The sequence below is a fragment of the Kangiella spongicola genome, from assembly GCF_003194565.2.
In the GTDB taxonomy this organism is placed as follows: Bacteria; Pseudomonadota; Gammaproteobacteria; order Enterobacterales; family Kangiellaceae; genus Kangiella; species Kangiella spongicola.
In genome coordinates this window covers 172,052-192,732 of record NZ_QICH01000003.1, presented here as the reverse complement: position 1 = coordinate 192,732, position 20,681 = coordinate 172,052, and the positions used below count along the sequence as shown (strand labels likewise).

At 42.5% G+C, this 20,681-nt stretch carries 15 protein-coding genes; 8 read left to right on the top strand and 7 right to left on the bottom strand.

Annotation, left to right across the window (positions count from 1 at the left end):
• Positions 1-223 precede the first annotated feature (223 nt).
• Positions 224-2,218, top strand: coding sequence for a transglycosylase SLT domain-containing protein (locus tag DL796_RS09765; RefSeq protein WP_110201527.1), 1,995 nt, complete (start codon positions 224-226; stop codon positions 2,216-2,218).
• A gap of 102 nt (positions 2,219-2,320) precedes the next feature.
• Here DL796_RS09765 and DL796_RS09760 read toward each other — a convergent pair whose 3' ends face one another.
• Positions 2,321-3,535, bottom strand: coding sequence for a hypothetical protein (locus DL796_RS09760; protein ID WP_110201815.1), 1,215 nt, complete (start codon positions 3,533-3,535; stop codon positions 2,321-2,323).
• Between the two features lie 201 nt (positions 3,536-3,736).
• Between DL796_RS09760 and DL796_RS09755 the strand changes: the two genes are divergently transcribed.
• Both DL796_RS09755 and DL796_RS09750 read left to right on the top strand, forming a co-directional pair.
• Positions 3,737-4,030 carry a DUF6763 family protein gene (locus tag DL796_RS09755; RefSeq protein WP_110201526.1) on the top strand — a complete coding sequence of 98 codons (294 nt, stop codon included), beginning with the start codon at positions 3,737-3,739 and terminating at the stop codon, positions 4,028-4,030.
• Positions 4,031-4,293: 263 nt separating this feature from the next.
• Positions 4,294-6,045, top strand: coding sequence for a response regulator (locus tag DL796_RS09750; protein ID WP_110201525.1), 1,752 nt, complete (start codon positions 4,294-4,296; stop codon positions 6,043-6,045).
• Here the strand turns inward: DL796_RS09750 and DL796_RS09745 are convergent.
• Positions 6,038-7,453, bottom strand: a complete 1,416-nt coding sequence (locus DL796_RS09745; protein WP_110201524.1) for a formimidoylglutamate deiminase — start codon at positions 7,451-7,453, stop codon at positions 6,038-6,040. The two genes, DL796_RS09750 and DL796_RS09745, sit on opposite strands and share 8 nt — an antisense overlap.
• Positions 7,454-7,494: 41 nt before the next feature.
• Here DL796_RS09745 and hutI point away from each other — a divergent pair, with 41 nt between their 5' ends.
• A complete protein-coding gene (gene hutI / locus DL796_RS09740; protein ID WP_110201523.1) occupies positions 7,495-8,715 on the top strand; it encodes an imidazolonepropionase in 1,221 nt (406 codons plus the stop codon).
• 99 nt (positions 8,716-8,814) lie between these two features.
• On the opposite strand, the gene azu is transcribed toward hutI, so the two are convergent.
• Together azu and hutG are read right to left on the bottom strand one after the other, a co-directional pair.
• Positions 8,815-9,240 carry an azurin gene (gene azu, locus DL796_RS09735; RefSeq protein ID WP_110201522.1) on the bottom strand — a complete coding sequence of 142 codons (426 nt, stop codon included), beginning with the start codon at positions 9,238-9,240 and terminating at the stop codon, positions 8,815-8,817.
• A gap of 116 nt (positions 9,241-9,356) precedes the next feature.
• Positions 9,357-10,583, bottom strand: a complete 1,227-nt coding sequence (hutG, locus tag DL796_RS09730; RefSeq protein ID WP_110201521.1) for an N-formylglutamate deformylase — start codon at positions 10,581-10,583, stop codon at positions 9,357-9,359.
• 162 nt (positions 10,584-10,745) lie between these two features.
• Between hutG and hutC the strand changes: the two genes are divergently transcribed.
• The 3 genes from hutC to hutH all read left to right on the top strand — a co-directional run bounded on the left by hutC (position 10,746) and on the right by hutH (position 14,827).
• Positions 10,746-11,477, top strand: coding sequence for a histidine utilization repressor (gene hutC, locus DL796_RS09725; RefSeq protein ID WP_110201520.1), 732 nt, complete (start codon positions 10,746-10,748; stop codon positions 11,475-11,477).
• Positions 11,478-11,544: 67 nt separating this feature from the next.
• Complete coding sequence (gene hutU / locus DL796_RS09720; protein ID WP_196597997.1) at positions 11,545-13,245, top strand: urocanate hydratase; 1,701 nt, start codon at positions 11,545-11,547, stop codon at positions 13,243-13,245.
• A 52-nt stretch (positions 13,246-13,297) separates the two neighbouring features.
• A complete protein-coding gene (gene hutH / locus DL796_RS09715) occupies positions 13,298-14,827 on the top strand; it encodes a histidine ammonia-lyase (RefSeq protein ID WP_110201519.1) in 1,530 nt (509 codons plus the stop codon).
• A 422-nt stretch (positions 14,828-15,249) separates the two neighbouring features.
• Here the strand turns inward: hutH and DL796_RS09710 are convergent, their stop codons facing one another.
• Both DL796_RS09710 and DL796_RS09705 read right to left on the bottom strand, forming a co-directional pair.
• Complete coding sequence (locus DL796_RS09710) at positions 15,250-15,591, bottom strand: hypothetical protein (protein WP_227593054.1); 342 nt, start codon at positions 15,589-15,591, stop codon at positions 15,250-15,252.
• Positions 15,592-15,655: 64 nt separating this feature from the next.
• Positions 15,656-16,237, bottom strand: coding sequence for a YceI family protein (locus DL796_RS09705; RefSeq protein ID WP_110201517.1), 582 nt, complete (start codon positions 16,235-16,237; stop codon positions 15,656-15,658).
• A 162-nt stretch (positions 16,238-16,399) separates the two neighbouring features.
• On the opposite strand from DL796_RS09705, the gene DL796_RS09700 reads away from it, so the two are divergent.
• Positions 16,400-17,851: a DUF4139 domain-containing protein gene (locus DL796_RS09700; RefSeq protein ID WP_227593053.1), complete on the top strand. Its 1,452-nt coding sequence runs from the start codon at positions 16,400-16,402 to the stop codon at positions 17,849-17,851.
• A 76-nt stretch (positions 17,852-17,927) separates the two neighbouring features.
• On the opposite strand, the gene DL796_RS09695 is transcribed toward DL796_RS09700, so the two are convergent.
• Positions 17,928-20,666 carry a M16 family metallopeptidase gene (locus tag DL796_RS09695; protein ID WP_110201515.1) on the bottom strand — a complete coding sequence of 913 codons (2,739 nt, stop codon included), beginning with the start codon at positions 20,664-20,666 and terminating at the stop codon, positions 17,928-17,930.
• Positions 20,667-20,681 lie beyond the last annotated feature (15 nt).

Below are 20,681 nucleotides of genomic sequence, written 5' to 3'. Positions count from 1 at the left end.
AACTGGCTGTTGATATTGCCCAAACAATTTGAACTCTCAGCCACTTAGATATCTAAACCTGTGGAATGTTCAATAGCACTTTTTAGCCGGAGCCAGCTCTAAGAAGAGAATATAGAAGCCAATATTTTGAATTTCTTACACTTCTTTACGCAAAGAACCGATCGATTGAGCCATAATGGTCTTAATTCAGTAAACCAACTCTATTTAAGGATAATTGAGCAATATGCGGATCACAGCCACTTTACTTACTGCTTACCTTTTTGCTTTACCTCTAGTCACTACCAGCAGTAAAGCCAAGTCTGTCAATTCACCCGAACAGTTTGCCTATTTGGCCGCTGAGAAAGCATTCGCCAAGGGGCACTTTAAAACTTATGAAAAGCTCAAGAAATCTTTAAAAGATTATCCGCTATATCCCTATTTAGAATATAAAGAGCGTTTGGACGATCTTAGTTTGGCGAAACGAAAAGAGATTGACCAATTTATTAAAACCTATAGCAACTCACCGCTTGCGGGCCAACTTAAGAGCCATTTTATTAACCATCTAGCGGCTAAAAAAGAGTTCGATGTCTTAAAAGACTATTACAGTTATGGCCAGAACCCTCGTTTGGACTGTGCAATTTTAGAGCACAAGTTGCAACAAGGCGCTTCAATCAAAGACTTGACTGATGATATCGAAGACCTATGGAGCGTTCCAAAATCGCAGCACAAAGCCTGTGATGATATTTTTAACCAATGGATTAAAGCAGGCTACCCCAAGCACAACACCGCTTACCACCGACTGTACCGCACCGCCCATGAAGGATCTGTTGGTTTAGTTAAATACCTCAAACGCTTTTTAGACAAAGACAAACAATACATTGCCGATATGTGGGTCAAGGTTAAAAAGAACCCTGGTGTCGTCAATCGTCGCAACTTCTTCCCAGGGATCGATCCTGAGATGGAAGCTCCTATCCTAGTATTCGCTATAAAGCGCCTTGCTTGGGGCGATAGGGAAAACGCTTACAAAGTGTGGCAACACACTAGAAACCGGATTCCACTTTCGACCAGCCACATTGATGAAGTGGAACGCACGCTATTTTTAGCCATGGCCACAGAAAACCGAGCCAAAGCCTTGGAGTGGTTAGACAATGATAATTTAGGCAGTTTTATTACTGATGATTTAGTGAATCATTGGAAGCTAGCGGTGTTACTAAGGAGTGAGCGCTGGGACACCATCAAGGAACTATACACATTACTCCCTAAAAACCAGCAAAACAGTAACCAGTGGCAATACTGGAACGCAATTGCACAACAAAAAACGGGAAATCAGTCGGAAGCGCTATTAACACTGAAACTACTGGCAGAAAAACGCGACTATTACGGTTATCTAGCGGCCACGAGACTAGAACAACCGCTAAAGCTAAACCATGTACCAGCACCAATTCCTGAGGATACCTTTAAGCAGGTTAAAAATAGTGACAATGTAAAGCGAGCCAAAGAACTGTTCGAACTTGAGCGATATATTAATGCCAGTAGAGAATGGCGCTACTTGATCAAAAACATGAATAGTGATGCCGAAATACAAGCCGCCTCAAAAATTGCCCACTCTTGGGGTTGGTATAACCAAGGTATTCTCACCATCGCCAAGTCAGGCTACTGGGATGATACTGAAATCCGTTTCCCGACCGCCTTTAAAGACAGCTATATTAAAATGGCAGAAAAGGTAAATCTACCACCTCAGTGGTTGATGGGCGTGTCACGTCAAGAAAGTGCTTATGGCCCATTAGCAGTGTCTCCAGCCGGTGCTTATGGCTTGATGCAGGTAATGCCTGCTACCGCTAAAGTGTACTCAAAAAAGTTTAATATCCCTTATAAGAGCCGTCGTGATCTGCTGAAACCACAAACTAATATTGAAATGGGTAGCCGCTACTTAGAGCTTCGATATAAGCAAATGGAGCAAAACCCCATTTATGCTTCGGCTGCTTATAATGCAGGAAAACAACGCATTGATATGTGGAAAGAATTCGGCCGATACCCTACCGAGATTTGGATTGAAAGTATCCCTTATACGGAGACTCGTGATTATATTAAGAAAGTTATGACCTATCGCGCGATCTACGCTTTGAAACTTGGTGTTGATGACGACACCTTCCAATATATTTTAACTACTGAAACTGGCGGCTTAAGCAGCTGTGATGTCGCCCAACAATCTTCTGAGAAAGAGAACGCTAGCTGTTAATCCAAGCAAACTCAAAAAAGGCCAGTGGTTTTTTAATCCACTGGCCTTTTGTTTAACTAAAACTCGAATAGCGCTAATGTCTATGACCTTAAAAATAACAGCTTAAAAATAATGCTCGAAACTTAAAGAAATATAATCATCGTTTCGAAAAGGATAAAGAATACTGCTATAAGGCCCTTTGTCCTCGTCAACCGTAAATACTCGCCCTTCTAAAACCACTTTCCAATCATCACCAAGCCTGCGACTTGCTTCAAGGTTCATAAAACTTTGGCCGTCGGCATAAGAAAATGCTAACAATGCTTCGGTTGATTGAATATCGTTCATGGCTAAACGAAAACCAACAACAGCAACGTCATTTTGCTCATAACCGCCTGGCAAAATGTCGCGCGAATCGGTTTGGTATTCAAGAATCATGCCCAAATCTGCGCCACTTTCGGTAATTCCATAGAATGAATACTCAAAACCACCGACAGCAGCCCAGTAGCGATCTTCACCAAATCCTGAACGCGTCATAGCTTCGAGCTTCCATAGCCAAGCGCCTTTGGTGGCTTGCAGATCTAGCCCCGTTTGATCGATAGTCGTATAGACGGGTTGTAATTGTGGTGCTGTAGGATTAGACGTATCCAATGTAAATAGCGGCTCACGGCTGTTACCAGAAAAGTGAGACACCCCAATATCCCAATCCCCCACCCACTTAGACCAACGAATAGCCCCGTCTAAACGATGCTGTCCATCATCATCTGTGTATAAAGGATTATCCTGATTGATTGGCAAAGGGAATCGAAAACGCCCTTCGTCACCAGCAAACGTTCGCTCGCGAAACCCTGGTAGCAAAAACAGTTCAACTAGACCGAACTCCTGCTCTGTAGACAAAACAACCATCTGTTGGCCCAATTTGTCTTCACCATCAATATTCTCTACAAAGTCTGTTTGGTTGATGATATCGACTAAGTGCTGTGACTCAGCAACGCCCCAAAATACTTTGCTGACTCCTGCCTTGAGCTCCCAGTCATCACCAACATAGCGAACCATGAGTTCACGAATATCAGCATGTGTACGCTCATCATCAAGACTGTCCCACCTCAAGAATGGCTTAAATACTATGCTCCAATCAGAGTCCTCCCAGCGGTGGTAAAACTCAGGCTCAATAGCTATTGAAAACTCAGATTGTTTTTGTCCAAAGTCGCCTTCCTTGAAGAAATAACGTCCCTCAGTAGAGATTACCCCACTCCACTCAGCAGCCTTTGCAGGCGTGTTTACTAAGCAGGTTGAAAGCAAAAGGCTACCGAGGATAGTTCCCTTAGTGTTTTTTATCATAAATTGACATACTAGTTGGTCTGTTAGTGAAAGCATTGTAAAAAAATCCCCAGTTGATTACTAGCAAAGCCACTCATTGAAGTTTTATAAATATAGAACTGCTCGACAATCCGGTCTCAATATCCGTGCATTTTTTAACCAACATGGTAATCTATTCCTAACAAAAGTAACGAAGCAAAACCCTCGTTACTAGGAGGAAACGTGGAACACGCTATTAAGGCTGAAAGAGGTCAATGGTATAAACGCCTAGACTTGAATGAGGCTTTTGAAGTGGTTGCAATAGACCGTGACGAAGAATGTATTGAAATACAATACTATAGCGGTGAAGTTGAAGAAATAGACGAAGCAAGCTGGCAACTATTGGAGCTATCACCAATCGCACCACCAGATAATTGGTCCGGCGCTTTCGGTACAGATAATCGGGTTGAATATGAAGTACAAGCAGACTCATTAGAGTCAGCATTAAACCTAGTTGACTCGAACCGCCTCGATTAGTTTGAACATTTAGACGACTCAGAACGCTTCGAAAAATAATTTAGTAGAAACATAAGCGTTCAGAGCACGCTTGATTTCTCCTTTGAAACACTCTTTTCTAAGGTTACTACCTACTTTCTGTATAGGCATTTGTTTGCCCTAGGCCTAACCCAACGCCTTAACTTCATGGACTTTCCCTTATCAATTAGTTACATTCTGATAATTAAGTACTGACCATAGTGCGCATTGACGTTGCCATAATTAAAACCGTTAGGGAAAGACCTTTGAAAAAAGTAAAACTCACGCATCAACACAGCTTGGCTTTTGCCGCTGCATTTTTATGCTTGCTACTATTTGTAAATTACTTTTTTTATCAATCCCAACATAAAAACTATAGTTTTCAACAAGACAAATTCTGTCAATTTCTATTAGCAAGTTTCACCTCTTCAATAGAGTATGGGCTGAACTTTGGTAACAAAGCCGAACTAGAAACAACGCTAGAGCCTCTAAAAGGCAACCCAGACGTTGCCTTTTTTCGTGTGGTCGATACTCAAGGAACTACCGTTGCAGAAATTGACAACCGAGAGCTTCTTGGTATTCACCACGACTTACTAATAAACACGATAAAAAAAGATATTACCCAGACCTTTGGTTCGTCTCAACTTAGCATCATACCGACGCAAATTCTTGAGCAACAAGAAGCCAGCAGTCGACGCTTGGGGCAAATACAAATAGGCCTCACACCTTTTAATTACAGTGAATCCCATAAAAATATTAGCTATATTCTATTGAACCTCGCGTTAATTATTCCTCTAGCCCTTCTCTGGGCTTTTGTCAGATTCAGACAGGTCTCACAAGTTAAAGTGGTCAATAAAATGATTAAGGTGCTTAATCAACCCGAAACCATTAAAGACTTTAAAGGAAGCATCAATACGGAAGAAGGCACTACCTTGATGGATTCAATCGAGCACCATGTCATCAAAACACAAAATCTGCGGCATAAATTAAGCGTTTTAAAATCAGAAGTTCAGCAGGCTCGACTGGATGCAAACACAGAGTTGCACGAGTTTATTGGTTTTATCACAAAGCAAGATTTTAATAGCTCAGTCAACAGCTTAATGCTGTTTTACGAGATCATAAAACAGCCCGTCCACAAAGCCAATCACGCCGTTTGGTGTCGAGATTTACTTGCTAAAATCGTTGCCGACTTATCGCCCCTAGCTCGTGAGAACAGTACATTAATTCAAGAGTCTTTTAGCGGCAACCGAATGAATCATCAGGTTCAAATAGACGAAAAAGCATTTAAGCAAATGCTGCGTTTAACGTTACAGCAGTTATTACAAATTTGCGCAAACCACACCTTGGATATTCACTTTGACTTGAGGCAGGACTTTCAAGACAGCGCTATCTTAAGGGTTTCCTTTTCGTCAGAATCAGACACCTTTCAGCATGCAGTTAAAGAACAAAGCTTATTTCAATTTAGAGAAGAGCTACCCGTTACCATCCACAGTAATAATATCCAGTTAATCTCAGCCAAGCATTTATTAAAAAAGTTTGGTGGAGAATATATCTATCTTAGTGATGAGATACGCTTTGAAATACCGCTAACCACCCTAGTCCTTTCTGATAAAAAGAGTCAGCCAGAGCAGATAAAGCCACTGGGCTTAGATCTTAAAGTATTGGTTTATGACTCAGATCCAATCGACAAAATGGTGCTTATTGGTTATTTAAATAAGCTGGGCGTCACGGTCGATAAAGCCACTACTAAGCAAGTTGTCTTGCAAAAGATACGACACGATAGCTACGATGCGATTCTAGTGAATTCGGAGTTTTTGAAGGACGATCATGCTTTTTCTTTTGAAAACTTCACCAGCGAACTAGAGCTGATGGAAAATAAACCTGACATTATTGTGGTAAGCCATGACGGTTCAGTTCTAGAGTCAGACACCCTATCGCGCCTCGACACAGCACATTTTGTTTCAAAACCGGTTGAGCCTAAAAAACTCAGTCAGATTCTAAGCGGCCTCATTAAGTAGCGCTTAAGCGCTTCAAGGTCGCTTTAAAGTTCTGGCTGATATCGACTTCTGAAATGTGTTGACCCTTTTCGACAAACTTCTGCCCTCGAACCCAAACCGACTCAATGACGTCATTACTAAACTGGTGATTAAAGATAAAGGCGTCGAGAAGCTGCTCTTGGGACTTTCCAATAAGGGGTAGCGAATCTGTATTCAATTCTATAAAGTTTGCCTTATAACCCACGGCCAAGGTTCCTACCGCTTGTTGCAAACTCTGTGCTCCGCCTTTCGCCGCCTGTGTCCATAAATAGTGGCCTGTGGAGCGATTAGAATGGTCAACCAACACTGTGCGCGAATGCTCGAGAAGTCTTTGTTGATACTCCAACCAGCGCAACTCTTCTGTAGCACTTACCGAAATATGACTATCACTACCAATCGACCAGCGACCGTCTTGCGACTTGAAGCTATTCATAGAAAAGAAGCCGTCGCCCAGATTCGCTTCAGTAGTTGTGCAAATCGATACAACAGCTTTGGAGTTTGCAATATTGCTAACTTCCTGCTCGTTAAGATGTGTCGCATGGATGAGACACCACTTATCATCAGGGTTTAAATTATTATAAAGCCACTCAATCGGACTCTGTCCGTAATGGGCTAAACAATCGTCAACTTCCTTAATCTGCTCCGCAATATGGATGTGGATTGGTGCAGATTCAGATTGTGCGCGCAAAGTTTTAATCGCAAACTCAAGATCGGCGCGGTCAACCGCACGTAAAGAATGCGGCGCGATGCCATAGCTTTGATTATAGTCACTCGCTAAAGCATGAACCTGCTCTAAAAGGCGCCCGTAAGCCTCTTGGTCGTGAATAAATCGTTTCTGCCCCTCAGTAGGTGCCTGATTACCAAAACCGCTATAACGGTAAAATACGGGCAATAAAGTAACATCGATGCCACTTTGCTTAGCGGCCTCATAAATTTGCAAAGACATTTCAGCCGGATTATCGTAAAAACCACCGTTCTTATTGTGGTGAAGATAGTGGAACTCGCCAACTGACGTATAACCCGCTTTTAACATCTGCATGTATAAAGCGCTCGCGATGTGATTTAAATCATCGGCTTCAATTTGCTCAACAAAGCCATACATAGCCTTGCGCCACGTCCAAAAACTGTCTCTCTTGCCATCCACCAGATCGCCACTTGCCTCACCTAGGCCAGCCATAGCCCACTGGAAGGCATGAGAATGGTTATTGACCATCCCCGGAATTACTGCACCATTTATGACTTTGCCACTAAAGTTTTTCGGTTTTTCGCTTTGTGGTTTGATTTTAGTGATGACGCCATTAGAATCATGTTCCAACAAGACATTTTCCTGCCAGCCATCAGCGAGCAGAATGGATTTTGCAAAAACCTGTTGAGGATGGATACTTGTCATAATGGTATAGAAGTCAGTTTTAACGATAACAGGATCATAATATGAGCCACAACGAAACGAAACCTTTTGATTACATTATTCATAATGCCAATATCACGACTCTTTCGCCGCAGTATAGTGACGACGAGAATCCCTATGGCATTATTCGAAATGGCGCCATAGGAGTGAATGGTAATGTTATCGCTTATATTGGCGCATTCGACGAAGAACTTAAAGCACAAAAGACCATTGATGCACAAGGCCAGTGGCTAACACCTGGCTTAATCGACTGCCACACTCACCTTGTGTATGGTGGCAATCGCGCGAATGAATTCGAAATGCGACTTAATGGCGTGGCTTATGAAGAGATTGCAAAAGCTGGTGGCGGTATTATTTCAAGCGTTAAAGCAACTCGCGAAGCCAGTGAAGATGAACTCTTTGCAAGCGCAGCCAAACGTCTAAAAAGCTTTCTTGCGGAAGGTGTAACCACCATAGAAATTAAATCAGGTTATGGCCTTGATACAGAAAATGAAATCAAAATGCTAAAAGTAGCCAAACGCCTCGAAAAAGAATTTCCTGTAAGAGTTAGCTCTACTTTTCTAGGAGCTCACGCCCTGCCGCCAGAATATAAAGATGATGCAGATGGATATATAGATCTTGTGTGCGAAGAAATGATTCCGCAAGTGGCCGCACTTGGCTTAGCTGACTGTGTTGATGCTTTTTGTGAGAATATTGGCTTTACTTATCAACAAACCGAGCGTGTATTTCAGGCTGCACATAAACACGGGCTCAAGGTAAAACTTCATGCTGAACAGCTATCCGATCAATCTGGTGCTGGTCTTGCAGCGGACTATAAAGCACTTTCAGCGGATCATCTAGAATACTTATCACAAGAGTCAATTGAGAAAATGGCTCAGAGTGGCACTGTTGCGGTGCTATTGCCTGGCGCCTACTATTTCTTGCGAGAAACCAAACTACCGCCATTGGATGAACTTCGTAAAGCAGGAGTACCAATCGCAGTAGCATCAGACAGCAACCCAGGTACTTCTCCTGCGCAATCGTTACTACTAATGTTGAATATGGCTTGTACTTTATTCCGCATGACGCCGTTAGAAGCATTACAAGGGGTCACCATCAATGCAGCCAAGGCATTAGGTATAGAAGAGCAAGTTGGAACAATTGAAATCGGTAAAAAAGCTGAACTAGCCCTATGGGATATTGAGCACCCTAACCAGTTGAGTTATCAATTAGGCGGAAATAACCTGACCAAAGTATTACGCTAAAATAAATTCACTTCTAAATTAATTCACTTTTAATGTAATACCCAATAAAAAAGGCGCACAAAGCGCCTTTTTTAATAAACTAAATACTCAAGCATCTAACTATTCAACAACAATAGTACCCTTCATGATGAAAGAGTGACCTGGGAAGCTACAAATAAAGTCATAGGTTCCTGCTTTATCGATTGTGAAAGAGATTGTGTCGCTTTCACCACCACCGATAATTTTTGTATGTGCAATTACAGCGTCAGAACCCGCAGGAATATAATCATTATCTTTAGCTTTTTGAGCCGCTTGCGCGAACGCTTTAGAATCTGTACCTAATGCTAAAACCACAACGTTATGACCCATAACGTTCTTTGGCAATTTGCCCGTATGGTTCAATGTTAGCTTGATCTCTTCACCAGCTTTGACCTTAATCTCACTAACGTCAAATTGCATCTGATCATTACCATTAATAGTAACGTCTTTAGCAAATAATGGCATTGCTAAAACTGATAAAGAAAGAGCTAATAAAAACTTACGCATATTAATCACCTTTTGTTAACGAGTTTACATAACCATCATACACCTTTGGCACGTGAAAAGCCTGTGAAATAAAGCATTCTTCGCTGTATATTTTTTAAAAATAACAACACCTTGGATTAGAAATACTTATCGCAAAATCTTCTCAAGCTATCCAGCAAGTTTTTAATCACTAGTGACACATTTTCTGCTTTTTCATGGTCAAAAAGACGCAACTTCTCATCAAGATAAGCAGCCTGTGATAGCTCTAGTTGAATGGTGAAGATATTGTCTTCAGGCTTAGCATATTGGCGCGTAATATAGCCGCCTTTAAAGCGACCATTGATGACTTTTGAGTATTCGCCCGTATCAAACTTTTCTAGCGTTCTTGCAAGCTTCTGATCAATCGTTTTACCTTCATTGGTACCGAAATTAAAGTCTGGCAGCTGTCCATCAAAAAAACGAGGAACGTGCGACTGAATAGTATGCGCTTCGAACAGTAAACAGTAACCAAACTGTTCTTTGGCCCGTTTAATTAGGCGCTCTAGCTCTTGGTGATATGGTTTCCAATAGAGCTCAGTTCGTCTCGAGACTTCTTCTGAACCGGGCTCCTCGCCTTCATCATATAAAGCATCACGATCAAAGGTCGATGTCGGACACAGCTCAGTGTTATCAGCACCTTTATATAAAACCTTGCCACTCGAATCTCTATTTAAATCAATCAAGTAGCGCGAATAGTTGGCATTAATTCTGCTGATACCCATAGCATCTAAAAAATCATAGAGCTGAACTAAATACCAATCGGTATCGGCGCTATTTAACGCCACAGGAGTCATCTGCTTCAGTACGTCAAATGGAATGAATTGCCCATGATGTGGCATTGAAACGATAATCGGAGAATCCTTATTTTCAACATCAAATACAGGGATGTCTTTCTCCGATAAGCGCAAACTAGCTCTATCCAAAGGCATTTTATCAGCTTCGAGGTAGTGCGACTTTGCTTCAGGGGAATTAATTCTATCTTCGCTATAGTAAAAATTAACCAACTTTTTCGCGTCATTGATGAGCAAAGGACATTGTTTTTCAACCAAATCCCATGACTTATCAGCAACAAGCTTTGAGCTGAGGAAGCACTTGATCTGATATAAATAATCAATAAAGAAATCGGTCAAAGTACGGTGGTACTTTTCTTCCGCTCCCAATACCTGAGTTAACTTAATAATATCGCTGTGAAACCTTTCCCGCGCTTCTACCGGCGAGTACTCGTGGATATAACTCCAAGCCACTTTTAAGTGAGCTAAATGATTAAACTCACCTGCTTCAACTTGTTGTTTTTTAAATCGTTCTACTAAAGAGTCGGCGCTCATATTAAATATGCCTTCACAATTTGCTTATTTTTCTTGAATAAACGGTCAATTTACTTGTATAGTTCAAGCTTGTATATACAAGCTAGCATACAGCAATAACTGTGAGATTCAAGAATCGAGCTCAAGTCTAAGAAGTTAGCTTATCAAACGCAATCAACGCCTATGATTACAACCGATGTTCGCCGCTTTATGGCGGTAAAAAATTATATAAGACAAGGAATTGAAGACGGTAATTGGTCTGAGCATGGCCGTATACCTTCAGAAAACCAACTGGCTGAAAGCTGCCATGTAAGCCGTATGACCGCACGCCGAGCTTTGGATGAGTTGACCGAAGAAGGTATTCTCTATCGAGTACAGGGGCGCGGCACTTTTGTTGCTCCAAAAAAGTTGCACTCACCCATGCTGGAAATCCGCAATATCGCAGAAGAAGTGCAAGAACGTGGCAATCATTATTCCAATGAGTTGTTGCTACTACAAAAGGAATACTGCCCTACTCACCTAAAACATTACTTTAATTTTGAAGAAGGCGAAGATATCTACCATTCGATCATGGTCCACAAAGAAAATAAAAAGCCTATTCAAGTGGAGCAGCGCTACGTAAACCCTAAAGCAGCGCCCGATTACCTAAAGCAAAACTTCAACAAAATGACGCCTAACGTCTACTTGTCTGAGGTTGCGCCACTGACCCAAGCAGAGCACCAGATAGAAGCAAAAGAGGCAGATCCATTTATGAAAGTGACTCTTGAGCTTCAAGAGAATGAGCCAGTACTCTCCATAGATCGAACAACTTGGTCAAAAGATATGCTGGTCAGCTTTTGCCAATTATTACACCCAGCCAGTCGTTTTAAGTTAACTGGCAAGTTTACCACTGAACATCAATTAACTGAGCTGTAACTTAGAAACAGTACTTTGAAACAGCTCTTAGAAACAGTATTTAGAAACAGAATTAAGAGGAATTACAATGTCACAGTCTTCCAAAAACGACCAAAGCATTGACGCTAACCGTTTTGATGCTAGTCGCGAAATCAGAGCTCCGCGCGGCACTGAGCTTAATGCCAAGTCTTGGCTAACCGAAGCGCCACTTCGTATGTTGATGAACAATCTCGATCCCGATGTTGCAGAGCACCCTCACGGTCTAGTGGTTTATGGTGGAATCGGTCGCGCGGCTAGAAACTGGGAATGTTTCGACAAAATCGTTGAAAGCTTAAAAGAGCTTAACGATGACGAAACGCTTTTAGTGCAGTCTGGTAAGCCCGTTGGTGTCTTTAAAACACACGCTGATGCCCCTAGAGTTTTAATCGCTAACTCTAACCTAGTGCCACACTGGGCTAACTGGGAGCACTTCAACGAGCTCGATCGCAAGGGCCTCATGATGTATGGCCAGATGACTGCCGGTTCTTGGATTTATATTGGTAGCCAAGGTATTGTCCAAGGAACTTATGAAACTTTCGTCGAAGCTGGTCGTCAGCATTTCGATGGCAAGACTCAAGGCAAGTGGATTCTAACCGGTGGTCTTGGTGGTATGGGTGGCGCTCAGCCATTAGCGGCAACTATGGCTGGTTACTGCATGATAGCGGTTGAGTGTGATGAAACTCGAATCGATTTCAGAATGCGTACGGGTTACGTCGATAAGAAAGCTACCAGCATTGATCAAGCCATGGAAATGCTTCAAGAGGCCTTAGACAAAGGCGAAGCTATCTCAATTGGTTTACTAGGCAACGCCGCCGACGTGTTCCCTGAATTACAACAGCGTGGTGTTAAGCCTGATTTAGTGACTGACCAAACCTCGGCTCACGATCCTGTTAATGGTTATTTGCCACAGGGCTGGACGCTCGAAGAGTGGCGCGATAAAGCACAGTCAGCGCCGGAAGAAGTGACTAAAGCAGCTAAGCAATCAATGGCCGTTCAAGTCAAAGCGATGGTAGCCTTTGCGCATGCAGGAATCCCTACCGTCGATTACGGCAATAACATTCGCCAGATGGCGCTCGAGGAAGGCGTAGAAAACGCTTTCGACTTCCCTGGTTTTGTGCCAGCTTATATCCGCCCTCTTTTCTGTCGTGGCGTTGGTCCGTTCCGCTGGGTAGCGTTGTCGGGTGACCCTGAAGATATTTATAAAACTGACCAAAAAGTTAAAGAAATCATTGCAGATGATCCACATCTTCACAATTGGTTAGATATGGCTAAAGAGCGTATCCAGTTTCAAGGCTTACCATCACGTATCTGTTGGGTAGGCTTGGGCTTACGCCATAAGCTCGGCTTAGCATTTAATGAAATGGTTAAAAACGGCGAATTAAAAGCGCCTGTGGTAATTGGTCGTGATCACTTAGATTCAGGCTCCGTTGCTAGCCCAAATCGTGAAACTGAAGGCATGCAAGATGGCTCGGATGCCGTATCTGATTGGCCTCTTCTAAACGCCATGCTCAACGTTGCGGGCGGTGCAACTTGGGTATCGCTGCACCATGGCGGTGGCGTAGGCATGGGCTTCTCGCAGCACTCTGGCGTTGTTATTTGTTGTGATGGTAGTGACGAGGCAGCCGAGCGCATTAATCGCGTATTATTCAATGATCCAGCCACGGGCGTTATGCGCCACGCGGACGCAGGTTATGAAAGCGCCATTGAATGCGCCAAAGAAAACAATCTCAAGTTGCCAATGGTTAAGTAAGAACTGACAAGACAGTCTTATACAATAAAACGTATTATTTAAGGTTATATTTATGACAATGTACACATTAACTCCCGGCGCGCTAACACTAGCAGACTGCCGTGATATCTACACAAAGCCTTGTCAGATTGAGTTAAACGCTGACTTTTACCCAGTTATCGAACGCTCAGCACAAACAGTTGCCGATGTGGTCGAAAACAACCAAACCGTTTACGGCATCAATACCGGCTTTGGTCTTTTAGCTTCAACGCGAATTCCGCGTGAAAAACTCGAATTACTACAAGAAAGCTTGGTGCTTTCTCATGCCGCAGGTATTGGCGACTTATTACCGGATAATGTGGTTCGACTTTTGATGGTGCTAAAGCTTTCAAGTCTGTCTCAGGGCCACTCAGGTGTGCGACGTGAGACTGTAGACGCACTGATTAAGCTCGTTAATCACGAAGTCTACCCGTGTATTCCTGAAAAAGGCTCTGTTGGTGCCTCGGGCGACTTAGCGCCACTGGCACACATGAGCTGTACGCTTATTGGTGTTGGTGAAGTTCGCCACAATGGCAAAATCATGAGCGCTGTGGAAGGCTTAAAAGTTGCAGGACTTGAGCCATTAACTCTAGCCGCCAAAGAAGGATTAGCATTATTAAACGGTACTCAATGCTCAACGGCCTTGGCTTTAGCAGGACTATTTGGTGCCGAAAATAACTTTTCAGCGGCAATCGTAGCCGGCGCTTTAACGACCGACGCCGTACTTGGCTCGACCGCGCCATTCGATGCACGAATTCATCACGTTAGAGGACACGACGGGCAGAAAAAAGTCGCTTTGGCGTTGCTTAACTTAATTAAAGACAGCGAACTTAACGCTTCACACCTAGACTGTGACAAGGTTCAGGATCCTTATTCGCTTCGTTGCCAACCACAAGTTATGGGAGCTGCTTTAGATCATATGCGCTTTGCAGCATCTGTATTATTAACTGAGGCGAATGCGGTTTCTGACAACCCTCTAGTATTCCCAGAGGATGGCGATATTATTTCCGGTGGTAACTTCCACGCCGAACCAGTGGCTATGTCTGCTGACTTATTAGCAATCGTGATTTCTGAAGTTGGTGCCATTGTCGAGCGTCGTATCGCACTCATGTTAGACAAACACCTTAGTGGCCTTCCAGCATTCTTGGTTGAAGACAGCGGCGTAAACTCAGGCTTTATGATTGCGCAAGTTACCGCAGCCGCCCTAGCCTCGGAAAATAAAACCTTAGCGCATCCAGCTTCCGTCGATAGCTTACCAACATCAGCTAACCAAGAAGATCATGTGTCGATGGCAACCTTCGCCGCGCGTCGACTGCGCGACATGAACTTCAACACCGCCGGCGTTATTGCTGTTGAATTATTAAGTGCCGCACAGGGCTTAGATTTCAGAACACCACTTAAAACCTCAGCGACACTGCAAAAAGCTTACGATGCTATCCGTAATAAGGTTCCTTACTACGATAAAGACAGACACTTCGGCCCTGATATCGAAGCTATTCGTGAATTAATCGACAGCGGCTTATTTAACCAGTTTGCAAAGGAGTTAGAACTACCTAGCCAATAAGCAAATTTTAAAGCCACTAAAAAAGCGCCGTTTCGGCGCTTTTTTAGTTAACTCAACACTACTCTTCTGACTCTCGCTTTTCTTTCAAAAGCATTTTCTTTGAAGAGAAAAGCCATAATAGTAATCCTATAACCGCAATTATCGTAATTTCCAACCAAAGTGGTATGGACAAATACCTATTAAGAAATAAGCCTGTTGCAAGTCCAAATAGGAATAATATAAAAGTCTTCATGAGGTAGTCCTTCCTTGTAGTAGTAGTTTTATTATTTTGCATCACAAATATTTACCTGAAGATATTATACAAACTGTAGATTATGTAAAGTCCTAAAATATAACTCTTATTAAAATACAAAAAGCGCCTAAACGGCGCTTTTTATTACACTTCCTAAAACCTAGGAATTACATTCCTTAAGATAGCTCCGCTACATACCCAGAGATAGCTCTGCTATGCGTCGGCGTGCTTTGCGTAACTGTGATGTGAATTCATCGTTCTGTAATAGATGCTGATAATTATCCGACTGGTATAGGTGGTTTACCAATTTCTTTTGGCGCTGATATTCTTCGGGAAGGTAATCAACACCAACTTTACACCAAGCCATACCTTTTAAGCGTAATTGCTCAGGGTGGCCTTCGCCTTGTACAAACTTACAAATCGAAACGATTCTATCAGCCATGTGATCATCAATATCAAGAACCTCTGCTTTCGCTACTGATGATGCAGCTAATAACAATACTCCAACTAGGAACGGTTTAAACATTTTCATCACTCTACTTTGCTATATGGTTTATACCAATAACTGTTAAGCCGTCCCTTTTAAAATGTCTTCCTTATTCTTTTTGCTTTTTAACAGTTATATCAAACTCAACTTCAACTTCGTGTTTAACCCAGTCTGGATTTTTCCAAGCACCAAGTCCTAAGTCAAAATCGAGTCTGTTGATTGTAAAATTGCCTGACAGTTTCAACAAGTCGACTAGTTCACGGATTTGTAATTTGAAGCTGTAAGGCTTTGTTATTCCTTTGATTTCTAAATCCCCGCTGATTTTATAAAGATCTTCAGATATAGCTTCTATCGACTCTGACTTAAAGTAACTTCTAGGAGTGTTATCAATATCAAACCAGTTTCCTTTTTTGAGCTTTGTGTCACGTTTTGAACTGCCACTTTCAGCAGAACCAAGTTCGATCATGACATTGATATAACTTGCGTCTAAATCTTCCGCATTAAAGTCTGCAGAAACCTCAAACTTTTTAAAGTGGCCAGTAAACTCAGTCTTTCTGTTTTGAACCCCACTAAACTCTATTTTACTGTTTTCCATAACTACCTGATCATAGACCTTAGAGTGTGAAGTGGCTGGTAGTAATGAGGCAACTGCTACGAAAATCGCGAAAAAAACTAGCTTTTGTTTAAACATTTTTAAACCTTTTAAAAATTTTGAAGAATCTAACCCTTTTAGGTTACTCTGACGTTTATAGTGGTCAAAGCACTAAAATACAAGGAATCTTTCATGCAAATTAAACATAACTCATATAGCCTTTTGGCAATATTAATTTCTGCAACGTTAGGAGTGCCTTCTATGAGCGCAGCAAAGTCAGCTACCGATAAAGATGCAATCACCATTTATAGCAGTGCTCAACCAGGCTCTATCTCACCGAACAGCTACCGCCCAGTACCTGGCCAACATAACCGTAATTACAATGTTCCAGGTTATGCTGTAGTAAAAAGCACTCAAACCCATAATATAAAGAAAGGCTTGAACAGGCTCGAAGTGGATGATGTGGCAGCGCTACTAGATCCAACGACGGTTTCATTCCGCTCGTTAACTGACCCTAGCGCTCATGTGTTAGAGCAAAATTACCAGTTTGACTTGGTTAGCCAGCAAAAGTTACTCCAACGTTATCTAGGAAAAGTCATAACGGTAGAACAGGTACAAGGTAACGACATTAATAAAATCGAAGGCGAATTAATCAGTGCCACAGGTGGGCTGGTTTTAAAAGACAGCCGCGGTAACATCCATAGCATCAATAATTACAGCAATATCAAATTCCCACAACTGCCTGGTGGTTTAAGAACCAAACCCACATTACTTTGGGACTTAAATGCTAACAAACCTGGTAAGCATGACATCGAGCTAAGCTACCAGACAGAAGGCATGACTTGGTGGTCAGATTATAATCTTATCTATAGCGAAGAAGACGCTTGTAAACTCGATCTTTCAGCGTGGGTCAGTATTATCAACCAGTCCGGTGCCAGTTTTGAAGATGCTAAACTTAAATTAGTGGCTGGTGATGTCAATCGAGTAAAGAATCAGAGCTCGCCAAGACCTGAAGTGATGTATTCTAGAGCTGAAGCAATGGCGGACTCATCAGGCTTTCAAGAAAAAGCATTCTTCGAATACCACCTGTATACTCTAGGGCGCCCTGCTACGCTCCCGGATAATTCAACCAAACAACTTGAGCTGTTCCCATCTGTTAGTGATATCAGCTGTAAGAAAGAGCTGGTATTCGATGCATCGAGCCAATACGCCTACGGTGGCTTAAATACCAACCAAAGCTATGGTCGTAACACTCAAAGCGATGTAAACGTTTATTTGCGCTTCAATAACAACGAAGAAAATAATATGGGCATGCCACTTCCTGCGGGTCGTATTCGCGTTAATCAAAAGGACTCTGACGGTAGTTTAGAGTTTATTGGCGAAGATATTATTGATCACACGCCTAAAGACGAAGACGTCCTGATCAAGATGGGCAATGCTTTTGATATTAAAGGCGAGCGAACTCAGACCGACTATCACGTTAATACCAAGGCTCGCACTATGAGCGAAAGCTTTGAAATCACGCTTCGCAATCATAAACCTGAAGATGCCAAGGTCGTGATTAGAGAAACGCTATATCGCTGGTCACAATGGAAGATTGGCCGTAAGTCTCATGACTTTACCAAGCAAGACTCGCGCCATATACATTTTGACGTAGAAGTTCCTGCCAATGGTGAGGTAACGGTGAATTACACTGTAAATTATTCTTGGTAAGTTTGTATATCAAAAACTAATATCTATAAAAAAAGCCGTGAGGTTTAATTCACGGCTTTATCTTTATTGACTAAAATTACTCGGCTTTAGCCTTATCTCCAGCTTTAACAATAGAGATATTATCTAAACTTAGATGTTTGCGGAAAGCTCTGTTGATATCTTCAACAGTTAAAGATTTTAATGCCTCCTCAAAGTCTTTATCCCACATCATCGAACGATTTAGATCGATATTGCCTGCCAGAGTCCACACAAGACGGCTGTCCTTGGCGCGATCAACTCTACGGTTCTGTAACATTCCTTTTACCGCATCGTCTAGCTCCTGCTGAGTAAACCCTTCATCAATGACCTTCTGGAACTCTTCTTTGAAACCCAGCTCAACCTTCGATAGATTTTCTGGGGCACAAATTGCATAGGCAGTAAAAGTCGCCTTATCGTCATAAGAGCTTGCTCGAATAAAGGCTCCAGCGCCATAACTCAAACCGTCTTTTTGACGCAATCTTTTGGCCAAACGGCTATTCAAGAAACCGCCACCAAAGATTTGATTGGCTACTAGTAGCGCTGGGTAATCAGGATGACTGTCGCTAATAGGAATTTGAGTCCTAGCACCAAATGCTGCTCCAGCTTTGTCAGGAGTGTCGACAAACTTATTGATTGACTCCACATCGGAAGCTGAGGTTTCAATTCTCTTATACTCGACTTTAGAGTTCCAATCACCAAGTGCCTTTTCCAAGACTGATTGTAGTTGCTCTTTATCGAAGTCACCAACCAACGCTATGTCCGCGTCTTGTGCGCCTATAAAGTTGCTATGGAAAGCCTTAAGCTGTTCTGGCGTAACCTTATTAATCGCTTCAATTTGTTCGTCAATACTCATGGTGTAGTACGGATGCGACTCATCATAAGTGCTCAAGTGACGATCTAACTGCAAGAATACTTGAGTTTGAGGTTGTTGCTTTTGCTGCTCTAAACCAACAACTCGCTCACGCTTAAGGATTTCTAGCTCTTCGTTGCTAAAGCTTGGTTGCTTCAAAACCTCTTCGACTAAACCAATCACCTCAGCTAAATTTTCTTTTTTAGTTTCCACTGTAACCGTCAGTCCAGTAGAGCCACCACCAACGCTGACATTGGCTTTAAGGCGGTCGAACTCAGCCTGAAGTTCTTCGCGGGTGTGTTTAGTCGTTCCCCGCTTTAGCATGCCTGCTGCAATCGATGGCACAACGCCGCTGTTACGAAGATCATCAAGATTACCGATATCCAGTCGAATTGTTGCAATTACTGACTCACCACGGGTTTTCTTAGGTAAGTAAACAACTTTGGCGCCATTACTAAGCGACGATTTTATAACACGTGAATCGATATTCTCATGCGAAGGGTCAAAGTCCTCACCTTGCGCCACAGCCTCACGCCCTTTGTAGTCTTTAAGCATTTCAGTAATGTCTTCTGACTTTACGCGAACAATCGACTCAGCGCGCTTTGGTTTTTGCTCAGGCAAAAACAGACCTAAAGTACGGTTATCCCTAATGAGATATTCGTTAGCGGCGGCCTGAACATCTTCTACCGTTACCTTCTCTAGACGATCACGGTTTAGGAACAGAAGTCTCCAATCGCCCATGCCGACCCACTCAGTGAGCCCAAGCGCAATGCTTTGTGATGAGTTAAACCTTAGTTCGATTTGCTTTAATATTTTCGCTTTGGCGCGCTTAACCTCATCTTCTGTAATCGGATTATTAGCAATATCTTCCAATGCTTTTAAAATGGCTTCCTCTGTTTTTCCGATGTCTTTGTCTTTGGCCACCTGGGCAACGAATAATAATACGCCAGGTTCGCCTAGCTGGAATGGAAAGCCAAAAGTCGAAGCAGCAAGCTCATTCTTTACAAGTGCTTCATGTAAACGCCCCGTCTGGCTGTCGCCTAATATTTGTGTCAAAACCTGAGTTGCTGCGAAGTCTTCTGCTGAGCCAGCGGGTGCCTTATAAAGCACTCCAAGCATCTGTACATCACCAGGACGACGAATAACAACACGTCTTTCGCCATCTTGAATAGGCTCTTCAGTGTAAAGCTCTGGAATAACACGCTGTGGCTTTGGAATATCACCAAACTCTTCTTCAATAAGCTTGATGACATTTTCTTCATCAATTTTTCCTGACACAATTAAAGTTGCGTTATCAGGCTGATAGTACTTGCGGTAAAAAGCTTGCAGATTACTAATATCAACGTTTTCTAAATCAGAACGTGCACCAATGGTAGTTTTACCATAATTGTGCCAATCGAATGCCGTTGCCATGAGTCGCTGAATTAAAACTCGAACTGGGTTGTTTTCACCATTTTCGAGCTCATTACGTACCACAGTCATTTCGCTATCCAAATCTTTTTTAGCGATAAAAGAATTGATCATTCGATCCGCTTCTAGATCCAATGCCCATTCGAGGTTTTCAGGAGTTGCGGTAAAGGTTTCGAAATAGTTGGTGCGATCGTACCAGGTGGTACCGTTTGGTTCAGCGCCATGGTCGGTCAGTTCCTTAGGGATATCTTTGTGCTTAGGCGTGCCTTTAAAAACTAAATGCTCTAGCAAGTGAGCCATCCCTGTTTCACCATAGTTTTCATGCTTTGAACCGACATGATAGGTAATATTTACAGTAACAGTTTCCTGGCTTGGATCGGGAAACAGTAAAACCTGTAAACCATTATCAAGACGATACTCTGTAATACCTTCTACTGAAGTAACTTTCTCTACCCCCTCAGGTAACTTGGCATAAGCGGACGCCACTCCAGTGGCTAATGCAATTGCTAAGAAAGTTTTTTTGAATGTTAAAACCATAGATATCCCTCTAAT